The sequence below is a fragment of the Collinsella sp. AM40-7AC genome (genome assembly GCF_003468125.1).
GTDB classification, from domain to species: domain Bacteria; phylum Actinomycetota; class Coriobacteriia; order Coriobacteriales; family Coriobacteriaceae; genus Collinsella; species Collinsella aerofaciens_O.
The window spans coordinates 1-14,139 of record NZ_QSGK01000001.1; the positions used below are offsets into that span (position 1 = coordinate 1).

A 14,139-nucleotide genomic window follows, 5' to 3' on the forward strand; every position below is an offset into this window, starting at 1 on the left:
CCAGGCCCGATTTTGCCTCTTGACAATGTCCTGCTCATATTAAAAGGAACGTCCCTAAGTGCCGGCCGCAGCTACAGTAGCCCAAAGTGCTTGGCGGCGCTGTAAATGCCGTCGTCGTCTACGGCGGTCGTAACGTAGGTCGCCGCGGCCTTCACGGTATCCTGCGCGTTGCCCATGGCCACGCTCGTGCCCACGGCGGCAAACATCGACAGGTCGTTCTCGCCGTCGCCAAAGGCAATCGCCTCGCTCGCGTCGATGCCCAGGCGCTCCAGCGTCGCCGCCACACCCAGGTCCTTGCCGCCGTTTGCCGGAATAATGTCGCAGAACAGATCGCACCAGCGCGTAGTGAGCGAATGCGACACCGCATCGGTCACGATATGCTCGTCGGCCGGGTCCACAAAGGCGCAGAACTGGTAAACCGGCGCGTCAAAAGCGTGCTCAAACGGTTCCTCGTGGTAGACGATTCCCGCGTTGCTACCGGCCGTCACCACGCGCTCGGACAGGCGGTTCACAAACGAGTTCTCGCCCTGCATGCACAGCGAGTCGTAGCGCCCCTCGGCCACCTGGTCCACGATCACCGCGACGTCGTCCGGATCGATCGGGCAGCTGCGGTAAACCCCCTCGGCATCAAAGCAGTGCTGGCCCGAAAGCGTAATGTACGCATCCCAACCAAGATCGAATAGCCAATCGGGCATCTGATAGGTCGGGCGACCCGTGGCGATCACGCACGCGATCCCCTGCTCGCGAAAGCTGTCGAGCACCTGCTGCGCCGACGCCGGAATCCGATGGGTCTTAAAGCTCAGCAGCGTACCGTCGATATCGAAAAACGCGGCCTTGATCATCCTCGCCTACTCCTCGCCCTCGAGCTTCTCGCTCGCCTCGAGCCACGCCATCTCCAACTCGTCCATGGCGGCGTGGGCCTCGTCGATCTTTGCCTGCTGCTCGCCCAGCGCCGTGTAGTTGGTGGGATCGACCTGGGCCATTGCTGCCTCGGCCTCCTCAACGCGGGCGCGCTGCGTCTCCATTTTGCGCTCGAGCGAGCTCACCTCGCGGCGAAGCTTCTGGCGTTCGGCGTTGGAAAGGCCATTGGGCTGGCCGCTCGACTTGGGCTTTTCGGCCGCAGCCGCCGCGGCACCGGTGTCAAACGTGCCGGTCTTGGCACTCGGTGCGCCCACGGGCTCGCCCTCGGCAGTAGCGTTGCACAGGCGCAGGTACTGGTCCACGCCGCCGGGCATATGCGTCAGGTGGCCGTCGAGCAGCGCCCACTGCTGGTCGGTCACGCGCTCCATCAAGAAGCGGTCGTGCGTCACCAGGATCAGCGTGCCGGGCCAGCCGTCGAGCAGGTCCTCGACAATCGCCAGCATATCGGTATCCAGGTCGTTGCCGGGCTCGTCCAGGATAAGCACGTTGGGCTCGTCCAGGATCGTCAGCAGCAGCGACAGGCGACGGCGCTGGCCGCCCGAAAGATCGCCGATGCGACTCCAGAGCTGCTGTGTCGTAAAGCCCAGGCGCTCGCAAAGTTTCTCGGGCGAAGTCTCCTTGCCGTCGATGACGTAGTACTTCTTATAGTTGCCGAGCACCTCGCGGATCGTGTCACCCATGTAGGGCTCGAGTTCCTCGAGCTGCTGCGACAGAACGCCAAAGCGCACCGTCTGGCCAATCTTCACACGGCCGCGCGTGGGCTCAATCTTGCCCTGGATCACGTCGAGCAAGGTCGACTTGCCGGCGCCGTTCTCGCCCAACAGGCCATAGCGGTCGCCCGCGCCGATGAGCCAGGTCACATCGGTGAGCACCTGCTTGGGCGCACCATCGGTATCCGCATAGCCGGCATCCACGTCGATGACATCGATGACCTGCTTGCCCAGGCGGCTCACGGCAAGGCGCTTGAGCTCCAGCTCGTCACGCACGGGCGGTACGTCGGCGATCAGCTCGCGAGCAGCCTCAACGCGAAACTTGGGCTTGGTGGAACGCGCCTGGGCGCCGCGGCTCAGCCACGCGAGCTCCTTGCGCGCCATGTTGCGACGGCGCTCCTCGGTAACGGCGGCCATGCGGTCGCGCTCCACGCGCTGCAGGATATATGCCGAGTAGCCGCCCTCGAAGGGACCTACCTGGCCGTCGTGGACCTCCCACATGCTGGTGCAGACCTCGTCCAAGAACCAGCGGTCGTGCGTGACCACGAGCATGGCGCCCTGGCCGCGCTGCCAGCGGGCCTTTAAGTGACGCGCAAGCCAGTTGATGGTGCGCATGTCCAGGTGGTTGGTGGGCTCGTCGAGCATGAGCACATCGTAGTCGCCAATCAGCAGGCGCGCGAGGTCCACGCGACGGCGCTGACCGCCCGAGAGCTCGCCCACCATGCCCTCCCAGGGCACATCGCTAATAAGACCGGCCAGAATCTGGCGCGTACGCGGGCTCGACGCCCACTCGTACTCAGGCGTGTCGCCCACAACGGCATGATGCACGGTATCGGTGTCGACAAGCTGGTCCTTTTGGCCGAGCAATCCGATCGTCGTGCCGCGGCGGTGCGTCACGCGGCCGTCGTCGGGTTCCAGCGTGCCGGCGAGCACGCTCAGCAGCGTCGACTTGCCGTCGCCGTTTTTACCGACGATACCAATGCGGTCGCCCTCGCCCACGCCGAGCGTCACGCTATCGAAAATATGCTTGGTGGGAAACTCTAGGCTGATGGAATCGCATCCCAAAAGAATCGCCATATGCCCTGCTCCTTCGTAGAAATTCAACGTTGTCCATGATAGCAGCGAGCCCCGCCCCAAACCACCACGAAGGTGCCTGTCCCCTTTGTGGTGGTCGTTTCGGTCGCAGAGCAAAAAGGCGGGCCATCTCGCAAAAGAGATGACCCGCCTCTCCAATCAGTCCCGCGACAACCGTGGCCGCCGCGGGCCTCAAGCATGTCCCGGACTAGGAGAACATACCGGTGAGGTAATCATTCAGCCGCTTATCCTTGGGCCGTTGGAAAATCTCGTCGGTCTCGTCGTACTCGACCATATCGCCCATGTAGAAGAACGCCGTGCGGTTGGACACGCGCGACGCCTGCTCCATGTTGTGCGTCACGATGACGATGGCACGGTCGGCAACGATCGACGACATCAGGTCCTCGATCGCCAACGTCGAGATGGGGTCGAGCGCCGAGCAGGGCTCGTCGAACAGGATCACGTCGGGGTTGAGCGCCAGCGTGCGCGCAATGCACAGACGCTGCTGCTGACCGCCCGAAAGCGCGTAGGCGCTCTTGTCGAGCTTGTCTTTGACCTCGTCCCACAGCGCGGCACCGCGCAGACTTTCCTCGACCATGCGGTCGAGCTCGTCACGGTCGGTGATGCCGTGGCGCTTGGGCGCAAAGGTGATGTTGTCGCGAATGGACTTGCGGAAGGGGTTGGGCTGCTGGAACACCATGCCGATGGAGCGACGCAGCTCGTACGTGTTCTCGGTCTTGGTGTTCACGTTGCGCCCGCGGTAGTTGATCTCGCCCTCCACGCGACAGCGGCGAATCTCGCGATTCATCAGGTTGAGGCTACGCAAGAAGGTCGACTTGCCGCAGCCCGAAGGCCCGATGAGCGCCGTGATCTCACCCTTGTGGAAGTCGAGCGACGTATTGTGCAGCGCATGGTGGTCGCCATAGTACACGTTGACGTCCTTGGCGGAGAGCACGACCTCGTCGCTCACGGCCTTGCCGCTCACGCGCACGCGCCTCTCGCTCTCCCCCACGCTCGACAGAAAGTCCTGGGTCTCGGACGTGGCCGCCTCGGTTGCGGGCGTTGCATTCATCTCGCTCATTCGGCCGTCATCTTCCTTGCCAGTTGCTTGCCCACGATACGGGCGATTTCGTTAAACAGCAGCACGCAGATCATCAGCAGTGCCGCGGTGCCCCAGACGATCTGCTGGGCCTCGGGGCTGCCCTCGCCATAGATCTTGTAGATGTGCACGGCCAGCGACTCGCCGGGACGGAACACGTTCCAGGCGCAGGTGGGGCTCGACAGGTTAAAGCTCAAGAAGTTCAGACGAACCGGCGAGCTCATGCCCGAGGTAAAGAGCAGCGCCGCGGCCTCGCCAAACACGCGGCCGGCCGAAAGCACGATGCCGGTCACGATGGCGGGCATGGCCTCGGGAATCAGGATGTGCAGTGTGGCCTCCCAGCGAGTGAGGCCCATGGCCAGGCACGCATCGCGCTGGGCCTGCGGCACGTCCTCGAGCGCCTGCTGAATCACGCGCACCAGGATGGGGATGTTGAACATGGTGAGCGCGACGGCGCCGGAGATGATGGAGTACTTCCAGCCCAGCTGCACCGAGAACACCAGAAAGCCGAACATGCCGACGACGATGGAAGGCAACGAGGACAAGGTCTCGATAGCGGTGGAGGCGATGTCGCGGATAGGGCCGTTCGGCGCGTACTCAACCAGGAAGACCGCTCCGCCCAGGCTGATGGGCACCGAGATGACTAGAGTGATCAGCAGCAGGTAGAACGAGTCGAACAGCTGGTAGAGCACGCCGCCCTGGGTTCCGTTGGCGCGCGCAGGCTGCGTGAGGAAGCCCGGCTGGAACAGCGTCGAGATGCCCTCGAACAGGATGTAGGCCACCATGGAGACGACGATGAGCATGACGATGGCGACGATCGCCGTCAGCACGCCCGTGGCGATGCGGTCCTGCCTTTGGACACGCCCGAGTCTCGCCTCGTCGATATGGATGCGCGTGCTAGCCACGAGCCTTCGCCCCCTTGCGGCCAATGAGATGGATGATCAGGATAAAGATGAGGCTCATGCCCATCAGCAGAAGACCGAGCGCCCACAGGACGTCGTCCTGGGCCGAGCCCTCGGCATAGACCGCCATGGACGTGGTGAGCGTGGTGGTGATGGTGGAGGCCGGCGACAGCAGCGACGTCGGCATGGCCTCGATACCGCCGATAACCATGCGCACGGCGAGCGTCTCGCCAAAGGCGCGGGTCATGCCAAGGATGACCGCGGTCATGAGCGAGGACATGGCGCTCTTGAGCACCACGTGCCAGATGGTCTGCCAGCGGGTGTAGCCCAGCGCGAGCGAACCCTGACGGTAGCTGTCGGGCACGGCACGCAGGCCATCGACCGAAAGCGTGGTCATGGTCGGCAGGATCATGACGGCCAGCACGATGGCGCCGGGCAAGATGCCCAGGCCTGTGCTCACGTGGAGAACGCTCTTCATAAGGCCGACGACCACGTGAAAACCGATCAGGCCAAAGACGACCGAGGGAATGCCGGTCAAAAGCTCAATAAGCGGCTGAAAGACCTTGGAGCCAAACTTAGGCTGGATCTCGACCGCAAAGATGGCAGAGCCGATGGCGATGGGCAGCGCGATGAGCGTGGAGAGCACCATGACCGCAAACGAGGTGACGATCAGGGGCAGGGCGCCGGTGTAGGGCAGGCCGTTTTCGGCTGTGTTGGCCAGATCCCACTTGGTGCCGGCGAAGAACTCTACGACCGAGACGCCGTCCTTGAGAAAAGCCGAGAGGCCCTTTTGGGCGACCATAAAGATGAGCGCGGCAACGACAAGCGTCACGAGCGCTACGCACGCGCCCGTGACGCCCAGGCCCACGTTCTCAAGGTCGCGCTTTGGCAGCTGTTTTGCCATTGCAAACCTTTCCGGGGCGATTACTTATTTAGCGGATACCTTGCCGCTGGCGTCCTTGACGACCTTCATGGCAGAGACTGGGATAAAGCCCTGCTCCTCGACGAGCTTGCCCTGGACGTCGTCGGAAAGCATGAACTCCAGGAAGGCCGTGGTGGCCTCGTCGGCGTCCTTGGAGCAGTACATGTGCTCGGTCGCCCAGATCTTAAAGGAGTCGTCGGTAACGTTTGCGCTCTTGGGCTCGACGCCCTCGACCTTGATGGCGTTGAACTTGGAGTCGTCGAAGTGCGAGAAGTCGAGGTAGGAGATGGCGTTGTCGGTGCTGGCCATCTGGGTCTGGACGTCGCCGGACTTGTCGAGCTCGGCGTCGCCCTTAAAGTCGTTGGCCTCGTCGCCAAAGACGGCAGCCTCAAAGGTGGCGCGGGTACCGGAGCCGGCCTTGCGGTTGAGGACGACGATGGTGGCGTCGTCGCCACCGACCTCCTTCCAGTTGGTGATCTGGCCGGAGAAGATGCCCTTGAGCTGCTCGAGGGACAGGTCGTCGACCGTAACGTTCTTGGAGACGACGGGGCCCATGCCCACGACGGCGACCTCGTGGTCGACGAGGTTCTTGACCTGATCGGCCTCGAGCTTGGTCTCGGCGAAGACGTCAGAGTTACCGATGGTGACGGTGCCGGCGGCGACAGCGGTCAGGCCCTTACCCGAACCGTTACCCGAACCGGAGACGGAGACGTCCGGATTGGCATCCATGAACTTCTCGGCAGCGGCCTCGACGAGAGCCTGGAACGAGGAGGCACCGTCGTAGGTCACCTCACCGGAGACGGACTCGGCGGCAGCGGCGCTACCCTTGTCGGCGGCGTCGGAAGCGCCTGCGCCGCCGCAACCAACGAGGCCGAGGCCCACGATGCTGGCGAGACCACCAGCGAGGCCGAGGAACTGACGACGAGAATAAGCCTGATCGAGCATGATCTTCCTTTCATACAAGCGACTCGCGGGCACCCTGCCCGCTTTGCTGTTTGGAAAGATACGGTCTCGATCGGGCAGCGCCCGCGTCAGCTGCGCTTTATTACGGGCATCTGATAGACCCTTACCGCAAGCGCGGCCCAGCCTTTACAAACGAATAACAAACCCGCCGGCAAGCATGGCCAGCCTTTTACACCAATAAAAACAAAGTTGCGGTGAAATAGTTCCTGTTTGGCCATCAAATGGCCCATTCTAGGAACTATTCCACCGCAACTTAGATTGGGAAACCGCGAGACCTTAAAGCTCTAATTCATTCAAACGGAGGATCGCAACAATATAGATCTTGAGCGCCTGCTTGAGCTGGTCCTCGTTGGCGCACTCGTTGGGGCCGTGCATCTGGCCGCCCCATGCGGGCAGCTCCAGGCCGGTCTCCTCGGGGCCAAACGAGACGGCGCGGGCAAAGTTGCGCGCATACGTGCCGCCGCCCATGGCAAAGGGTTCGGCATGCTTGCCGGTGAACTCGTTATAGGTATCGATAAGCGCCTTCACGGCCGGATCGTCGGCAGACACCGAGAACGGCACCTTCGCGCGACCCAGCTGGCACGTCACGCCAAAACGGCCCACGAGCGGCTCGAGCTGCTCGCGGATGGTATCGGCACTCGTGCTGTCGGGGAAGCGCACGTCGATGACCTGCTCGATATGGCCATCCGCCACACGGATGACGCCAGCGTTGCAGGTAAGCGGGCCAAACGCCGGGCTCGTCGCATCGATGCCCAGGCCGCGACCATAGGCGTCCGCATGCACAAAGGCCAGGAACTTGACGAACTCGTGCTCGGCAGGCGTCAGCAGGCGCTCGTCGCGTGCACCAAACGCGTCTTCGGCCTCGCGCAGATACGACACGATCAGGCCGACGGCGTTGATGGTGCCCTCAGGCATCGAAGCGTGGCCGCCAATACCGTGGGCGAAAATCTGCGCACGCCCGTTATCAAGCGCCGTGATCTCCAGGCGGTCGGCGTTCTCAACGGGCGCCGGCAGCTCATCGGCGGCAATCGCGAGCTCGCAGATGGACTGCGACGGAATGGCATTGCTCGCCTCGGAGCCGCTCCACGACACGATGCGCCCGCCGTCGATCTTGGGACTCACGAACGTCGCCCCAAACTGGCCCTTCTCGGCATTGCAGACCGGAAACTCGGCATCGGGCGTAAACAAAAAGTCGGGGTCTGCGTGGTTCTCCAGATAATGGTGAACGTCGGACATGCCCACTTCCTCATCGCAGCCCAGCAGCGCGCGGAAAGTATAGCGCGGGGTAATGCCGTGCTTGAGCAGATAGGCGCCGGCGTAGAGTGACAGCACCGCCGGACCCTTGTCGTCGATAACGCCGCGGCCGAGCAGCCAGCCCTCGCGACGCTCCAGCGCAAACGGGTCGGTGTTCCAGCCCGGGCCGGCGGGCACCACGTCCACGTGGCAGATGGTCGCGAGCTGCTTGTCGCCACGGCCAGGGATATCGGCAATGCCCACATAGCCCTCGTCGTCGCTCGTCTGATAGCCAAGCTTCTGCGCGATGCCGAGCGCACAGTCGAGCGCGTCACGGACCGGGCGGCCAAACGGCGCGCCGGGCTCTGCATCGGCAGAAACTGCCACGGACGGATAGCTCACCAGTTGCTCGATATCGGCGACGACATCTTCCCAGACCTCGTCAACATACTCGGCAACGCTCTGCTCCACCTGATTCATGGACGACCTCCTAACCCATGAGCGGCGATCACGCCCGCCCCTCACATTACGTCTATTAGATAGCGAAAAGTTTAGCAAGCTCGGCCACCGAGTGCACCACCGCATCGGCGCCCGCCGCCTCGTGCTCCCCCGGCGCCGCCGCACCCGAATAAATGCCGATGCACGGCACGCCCATCGCGTGCGCGCCCTCAACGTCGTTAAAACGGTCGCCGATCATCACGGCCTCGTCCGCGACCGCACCCAAGGCCGCCAACGCGTCGCGGACCGAATCGGCCTTGGTCTCGCGCCCCTGCGGCGGATTCATGCCAACCACCGCCTCAAACTGAGAAAGTCCCAGCTCTCCCACCATGTCGATACACTTCGCCTCCATGCGTGACGTTGCCACGGCCAAGCGATGTCCCTGCGCGACAAGGCCATCGAGCAGCTCGGGGATTCCGTCGAACACGGGATACTCTTCCGGTCCCAGCTCATCAAAAAAGGCACGGTACTCGTCAGCCACCACAAGCGACTCCTCGCGGGAGAAGCCATAAAAGTCGTGAAAGCTCTTCCACAGGGGCGGCCCGATCATGCGGCGCAGGTCACCCATCTGCGCCTCCGAAAACCCGCGCGCGGCCAACGTCTTGCGCGTCGAGGTCATCACCGCCCGGCCCGTATCGGCCACCGTGCCGTCAAAATCGAACAGCACAACCGGCCGCCTGCATATCTCCAACGCCTCCATCGGCATTCCTCTTCCCCAGTTGATGATTTCCACACCGACACTTCAAACTGTTGACTATTCAACAATTGAACCTAGAAATGTGGAATGACTCCACTATACTTGTCGCACTTTGCTCTCAGAAGGCGGCACGCAAGCGCCCCAATGAAAGGTGCAATTATGTCTTTTGCCATCATAACCGACTCCACGTCGGACATCTCCCCCGCCCGTGCTCAAGAGCTTGGCATTTACGTCATTCCGCTACATGTGATTATCGAGGGCGAGGACCTGCTCGACCAGGTGCAGATTACCGCCGAGGAATACGTCGCCCGCATGGCCGGCTCCGAGCAGCTGCCACACACCTCGCAGCCGAGCGCCGGCGAGTTCAAGGCACTCTTTGACCGCGTGCGCGCCGACGGCCACGATAGCGCGATCTTTATCTCGCTGTGCAGCGAATGGTCCGCCTGCTATTCCAACGCATGCCTGGTCGCCGAGACCCACGAGCTCGACGTGCGCTGCATCGATTCGCGCACTGGCTCGGGCGCCGAGGGCCTGCTGGTGGAGTACGCACTGGCCATGCGCGAAGACGGCCGCAGCTTGGACGAGACCGAGGCGCAGATCCGCGCGACGCTGCCCGACGCCCACCTGCTGCTGATTCCCCGCACGCTCGAGAACCTCGTTAAGAACGGCCGCGCGCCCAAGCTCGCCGGCCAGCTCACGCAGATGCTCAACATTCGCCTAGCCGTTTCGCCGGAGTGGAAATCGGGCGAGATCAAGGCCATCAAAAAGGGCCGCGGCGCCAAGCGTATCGTCGCCAGCACCATGGCAGACTGCCTCACGTTTTTGGACGAGCACCCGGGCTCAAGCGTGCGCGTGCTCACGACCGGCGCCGCCGAGGAGCAGGAGCTCGTCAGCCAAGCGCTCGCGGGCCAAGACTACGTAGACGCCGGCACCGGCCCCATCGGCTGCACCATCGCCACCCATGTAGGCGTCGACGCAATAGCCATCAGCTACTGCCCCCACTACCAACCTGCCAATTAGGGACAGGTTTATTTTGGCAGGTTTTATCTGGGCAAACGTTAAACAGTAACAAAGGCTTGCCTGGCAAGATCGGACATGCCAAAGCCGTCGAACAACCGAAGTACACCCAGCCACAACAAAGCCATCACGCCGACGCGCCGCAACTCAAGGCGCGCCGGCGTCTTTTTAGGAGTCGCGGCGGAAAAGGGGCCGTTTTAGCCAAAAGGCCGCGAAACGCTTCCCATTACGCCGCAACTTCATTGCCGCCCAACCAGCCAATCGAGAAATTGGCGGCGATCGATGCTTTGTCCAACCCCCTTGCGATACCCTCTGGGCAAAAAATGGCAAATATGAGTACTGTTACCAGTTTAGTAACAGCGAAATCTGGCTGAATTTGCCGTCTTCCGCCAATTCCGAGCGTCATAAAGTCCCGAATCGCCATGTTTATAGGGTTGATTATATCCAATCCGAATCGATTGGTCTTAAATACTTTCCTGATGATATGTTACTGCTCAAACCACAGTACTCATATTTGCCATTTTTTGCCCACAGGGTCTATTCGAGGATAGTTTCCTGCGCCTCCAGCCCACCTCATGGCCGCCAAAACCCATTCAGCAACAGCTACCGCACATTTTGACATCAGCCAAACACCACTCACGGAGCTGTACTCCGCTATCGCCGAACCAAAATCAGAGCCGAGTCCCTTAAAAATCAAAATAACGTACCCTCATTTCAATGAACTCCGACAAGAACGGCATTTACATGAGCACCGTCACGCATCAATACGCCCTCATCGGGGGCACGCTATTCCAATTCAAGAAAATCGTCGCCCATGTATCGGAGCCGCACAGCCAAATCGTCATCTGCGGCAACGGTCCAGACATCCGTTACGCAACACTGGAAGAATGGGAGAAAGCTGGCGAATCTTTCGATAGACGGGCGCAGGTCGAGGGTGTCGTCACCAGTGCGAGCCCAGCGCGCGACAAACTCGAGCTCTTTCGCAATCTCTTTACTGGCCGCAAAGATGTTTACGCCCATGGGTACCGCAGAAAAGACGGGGGAATCGGCTATACGCCCGCCTGCGCAAACGAGTGGAAGTCAGGCATTTGTCCCAAAGCAAATCGTCAGAAAACCAAATGCGCTGAATGCGGCAACCGCGTCTTCCCCGAGTTGAGCGATACCGCGATCATCTCCCATTTCAAGGGCAGTGACGACAGACTCCGAGACGTCATAGGTCAATATGTTCTCGATAATGACAGCAACACAAAAGTCCTGGTCATCGACTTTGACGGAGCCGATTGGAAAGAAGCGACAAACGCCATTCGGCTTGTCGCAAAAAACCATGGAATCGATGCTGCAGTCGAGCGATCGAGATCAGGTAACGGCACACATGTCTGGTTTTTCTTCCTAGAGCTCACCAGCGCGAAGATCGCACGAGAATTTGGAAGCAGCCTTATCACCGAAGCGGCGGCGCTCAACAAGACAATCACCTTTGAAGCTTTTGACCGGATGCTGCCCGCGCAGTCCACCATTCCTGAGGGAGGCTTTGGAAATCTCATAGCGCTGCCTTTTCAAGGAAAAGCGCAGCGAAAAGGGAACAGCGTATTTGTTGACGAGCAATTTGAGCCCTTTCCCGATCAATGGCTTTACCTTTCTCAAATCCAGTTAATCCCGCGCACGACGGTGCAAAATCTGATCGAGAGCATCGACAATAGGTCGCACGGAATAGCGGCTGCGACGGCGGCAAACACCGCCGCACCGCATTCCCAGAGGCCGCGAAAGCGGCTTCCGCTCACACCGCGGGACCTCCCGTCATCGCTGTCCGTCACGCAGGCCGATATGCTCTATATCCCCGAAAAATCTCTGAGTCCCGCAGCTCAAATGGAAGTCCGCAGGCTTGCAACATTTGCCAACCCAGAATTCTTCCGCGCGCAATCTATGCATCAATCGGTATTCGGCAAACCGCGGTACATAGACCTCAGCGAACTTAGAGACGGCTGCGTCGCGATTCCCAGAGGCTGCAAGACTCAGCTTGAGCGGCTGCTTCAAGAAGCCGGCGTTGCTGCCCACTATTCAGACAAGCGCCAGTCTGGAAATCCAATTGTAATGACATTTAAAGGGACTCTTCGCCCTGAACAGCAAATTGCCGCTGAACAAATGCTCGGCCATGAAGACGGGATCATGTCTGCACCGACGGGTTTCGGGAAAACCGTCATTGGAGCCTATCTTATTGCTGCCATCGGTCTTCCAGCGCTCGTCATCGTTCCCAAGACTGCGCTCATTGCCCAATGGAAAACCCAGCTCGAACGATTTCTCGACATCACGGACAACAGAGAGCCCGTCCGAACCCCAAAAGGACGAATCAGCAAAAGGCAGCCTCCGCTCATTGGTCAAATCGGAGGAGGCAAAACCGCCATAAGCCATCTCATCGACGTTGCTTCATTCCAGTCTTTGTCCAGCAAGGACCCCCAGACCGAAGAACCAATAGCCAAGGAGTTCGTTCGTGATTACGGCCTCATCATCTGTGATGAATGTCACCATGCAGCCGCACCACAGCTTGAGCTCGTCCTCAAGTCCGCTCCAGCAAAATATGTATACGGCCTTTCCGCGACGCCCGAACGCTCGGACGGACTCACGCGAGCACTCTCAATGCTCTGCGGCCCGCTTCGCCATGCCATTGATCCAAAAACGCAAGCAATCCAACAGGGAATTCAGCGCGTTGTTAGGCCGCGTTTTACCGGAGTTCGACTACCCGCCTACGAACCAGGGGCGTCCTTTAATCAAGTTCTCGATCTCCTGTGTGCGCACACAGCGAGAAACGAAGCAATTGTCGACGATGCCCTCGAGACCGCGTCAAACGGTCGACATCCGCTTGTGCTATCCAAAAGGAAAAAACATGCCGAAGAGCTATGTAGGCTGCTTCAAAGCCGCGGACACGAACCTATACTCTTAACCGGAGAAATCGACGCCAAAGAAAGAAAGGCAATACTGAACAGCCTTCCCGGCTTCGAGCATGAGCATCGAATTATCATCGCAACCGAAGGCCTTCTGAGCGAGGGTTTCGACCTGTCTTACCTTGACACTCTGCTCAGTGCCACACCGATATCTTGGGACGGCAGCATAACGCAGCAGGCAGGCAGACTACATAGAAGTCACGAGGGCAAGCAGCGGGTTGAGATATTCGACTATGTTGATTTGTCGATACCCATGCTCGCGCGTATGTACCAGAAGAGACTCAAGACCTACGCAAAGCTAGGATATGAAGTCTTTGCAGCAAATGACAACAAACGGGCCGATCAAAACATCCTCGTTAGGCCGGCAAGGGCCGTGGAGGCCTTAGCGGATGACATCGCGCGCGCAACGAAAAGCATTTTTATTGCCGCGCCCTACGCATCCGCTGCATGCCTCGCAAAGCTCGCTGCCGTACTCACAGGCGCCGCCGCCCGTGGGATTGCCCTTGAGATTTCAATTGCCTCGACTCCGCACAATGACGTGAAAGCGATTTTTACCGAGATGAACGTCGACTATTCCATCAAAGCCGAAGGGCGCCTGTGCGCGTCAGTAATTGACGAGGAAACCGTCTGGTACGGAACCATTCCATTACTGGCCTTTCCTAAGAAAGAGGACTGCAGCATCCGTTTCAAAAGCAGCGAAGTTGCAGCCGAACTTTTAAGCGAAATCCAGCGAAGAGGAGAACCGGAGGTCGCAGCCACGAACGGGACGTCTCCAACAGTTACGGTGGAATAGGGGCCATTTTTGGCCAATCGGCCGCGAATCAATCCCTATTCCCCCGCGAATCATAAGCGAGCAATCAGCCCTGCGGGCCCTGGAATAGTTCCTCATGCGAGCCCATTCTGACCAGCCGGATCACAGGATTAGTCTTATGCGGCAAGTAGAGAACGACCACATCGACCAAGCCATCGGATAGATGGAAATCGATGTGGCCGTTGTAGTTGCCGCCCGGGTTTGAAAGCTCGTGGGCACCATATTCCGCGGGAAGCGAGCCGTGAGCCGCAAGCTCTGCGACTGCCGCCTTAAACTCGGTTTTTAGCTGCGGATGGATGCGCATCGTCCGTTTGTAATCCGCCTTAAACTGAGCCTCGACCTTAATCTCAAACATC

Annotated in this window: 11 protein-coding genes; 2 read left to right on the top strand and 9 right to left on the bottom strand. The window is 60.2% G+C overall.

Annotated features, from left to right (window positions below; all coding sequences use genetic code 11):
* Positions 1-71: 71 nt before the first annotated feature.
* From DW892_RS00005 to DW892_RS00040, 8 genes are all read right to left on the bottom strand, one after another.
* Positions 72-842, bottom strand: a complete 771-nt coding sequence (locus tag DW892_RS00005) for a Cof-type HAD-IIB family hydrolase (protein ID WP_117764897.1) — start codon at positions 840-842, stop codon at positions 72-74.
* A 6-nt stretch (positions 843-848) separates the two neighbouring features.
* On the bottom strand, positions 849-2,708 hold the full coding sequence (locus tag DW892_RS00010) for an ABC-F family ATP-binding cassette domain-containing protein (RefSeq protein WP_117764899.1): 1,860 nt from the start codon (positions 2,706-2,708) through the stop codon (positions 849-851).
* 205 nt (positions 2,709-2,913) lie between these two features.
* Positions 2,914-3,786, bottom strand: a complete 873-nt coding sequence (gene pstB, locus DW892_RS00015; RefSeq protein ID WP_117634962.1) for a phosphate ABC transporter ATP-binding protein PstB — start codon at positions 3,784-3,786, stop codon at positions 2,914-2,916.
* Positions 3,783-4,709 (bottom strand): phosphate ABC transporter permease PstA, encoded by a 927-nt coding sequence (gene pstA / locus DW892_RS00020; protein ID WP_187364952.1) that lies wholly within the window; start codon positions 4,707-4,709, stop codon positions 3,783-3,785. The genes pstB and pstA overlap by 4 nt, the downstream gene beginning before the upstream one ends.
* Complete coding sequence (gene pstC, locus DW892_RS00025; RefSeq protein WP_117637294.1) at positions 4,702-5,610, bottom strand: phosphate ABC transporter permease subunit PstC; 909 nt, start codon at positions 5,608-5,610, stop codon at positions 4,702-4,704. The genes pstA and pstC overlap by 8 nt, the downstream gene beginning before the upstream one ends.
* A gap of 24 nt (positions 5,611-5,634) precedes the next feature.
* Positions 5,635-6,573 (bottom strand): phosphate ABC transporter substrate-binding protein, encoded by a 939-nt coding sequence (locus DW892_RS00030; RefSeq protein ID WP_117637295.1) that lies wholly within the window; start codon positions 6,571-6,573, stop codon positions 5,635-5,637.
* A gap of 294 nt (positions 6,574-6,867) precedes the next feature.
* Positions 6,868-8,304: a M20 family metallopeptidase gene (locus DW892_RS00035; RefSeq protein WP_117639718.1), complete on the bottom strand. Its 1,437-nt coding sequence runs from the start codon at positions 8,302-8,304 to the stop codon at positions 6,868-6,870.
* Between the two features lie 55 nt (positions 8,305-8,359).
* Positions 8,360-9,022 carry an HAD hydrolase-like protein gene (locus DW892_RS00040; protein WP_233524904.1) on the bottom strand — a complete coding sequence of 221 codons (663 nt, stop codon included), beginning with the start codon at positions 9,020-9,022 and terminating at the stop codon, positions 8,360-8,362.
* Between the two features lie 156 nt (positions 9,023-9,178).
* Here DW892_RS00040 and DW892_RS00045 point away from each other — a divergent pair, with 156 nt between their 5' ends.
* On the top strand, positions 9,179-10,039 hold the full coding sequence (locus tag DW892_RS00045) for a DegV family protein (RefSeq protein WP_158549274.1): 861 nt from the start codon (positions 9,179-9,181) through the stop codon (positions 10,037-10,039).
* A 741-nt stretch (positions 10,040-10,780) separates the two neighbouring features.
* Positions 10,781-13,765 carry a DEAD/DEAH box helicase family protein gene (locus DW892_RS00055; RefSeq protein WP_158566977.1) on the top strand — a complete coding sequence of 995 codons (2,985 nt, stop codon included), beginning with the start codon at positions 10,781-10,783 and terminating at the stop codon, positions 13,763-13,765.
* Positions 13,766-13,829: 64 nt separating this feature from the next.
* Here DW892_RS00055 and DW892_RS00060 read toward each other — a convergent pair whose 3' ends face one another.
* The gene (locus tag DW892_RS00060; protein WP_117583790.1) at positions 13,830-14,138 is read right to left on the bottom strand and encodes a type II toxin-antitoxin system YafQ family toxin; all 309 of its coding nucleotides are present in this window, start codon (positions 14,136-14,138) and stop codon (positions 13,830-13,832) included.
* Position 14,139 lies beyond the last annotated feature (1 nt).

What these genes read in the sequence shown, in the direction of transcription:
- DW892_RS00005 (WP_117764897.1), bottom strand. Translation starts at nt 842, where the DNA reads ATGATCAAGGCCGCGTTTTTCGATATCGACGGTACGCTGCTGAGCTTT.
- DW892_RS00010 (WP_117764899.1), bottom strand. Translation starts at nt 2,708, where the DNA reads ATGGCGATTCTTTTGGGATGCGATTCCATCAGCCTAGAGTTTCCCACC.
- pstB (WP_117634962.1), bottom strand. Translation starts at nt 3,786, where the DNA reads ATGAGCGAGATGAATGCAACGCCCGCAACCGAGGCGGCCACGTCCGAG.
- pstC (WP_117637294.1), bottom strand. Translation starts at nt 5,610, where the DNA reads ATGGCAAAACAGCTGCCAAAGCGCGACCTTGAGAACGTGGGCCTGGGC.
- DW892_RS00030 (WP_117637295.1), bottom strand. Translation starts at nt 6,573, where the DNA reads ATGCTCGATCAGGCTTATTCTCGTCGTCAGTTCCTCGGCCTCGCTGGT.
- DW892_RS00035 (WP_117639718.1), bottom strand. Translation starts at nt 8,304, where the DNA reads ATGAATCAGGTGGAGCAGAGCGTTGCCGAGTATGTTGACGAGGTCTGG.
- DW892_RS00040 (WP_233524904.1), bottom strand. Translation starts at nt 9,022, where the DNA reads ATGGAGGCGTTGGAGATATGCAGGCGGCCGGTTGTGCTGTTCGATTTT.
- DW892_RS00045 (WP_158549274.1), top strand. Translation starts at nt 9,179, where the DNA reads ATGTCTTTTGCCATCATAACCGACTCCACGTCGGACATCTCCCCCGCC.
- DW892_RS00055 (WP_158566977.1), top strand. Translation starts at nt 10,781, where the DNA reads ATGAGCACCGTCACGCATCAATACGCCCTCATCGGGGGCACGCTATTC.
- DW892_RS00060 (WP_117583790.1), bottom strand. Translation starts at nt 14,138, where the DNA reads ATGTTTGAGATTAAGGTCGAGGCTCAGTTTAAGGCGGATTACAAACGG.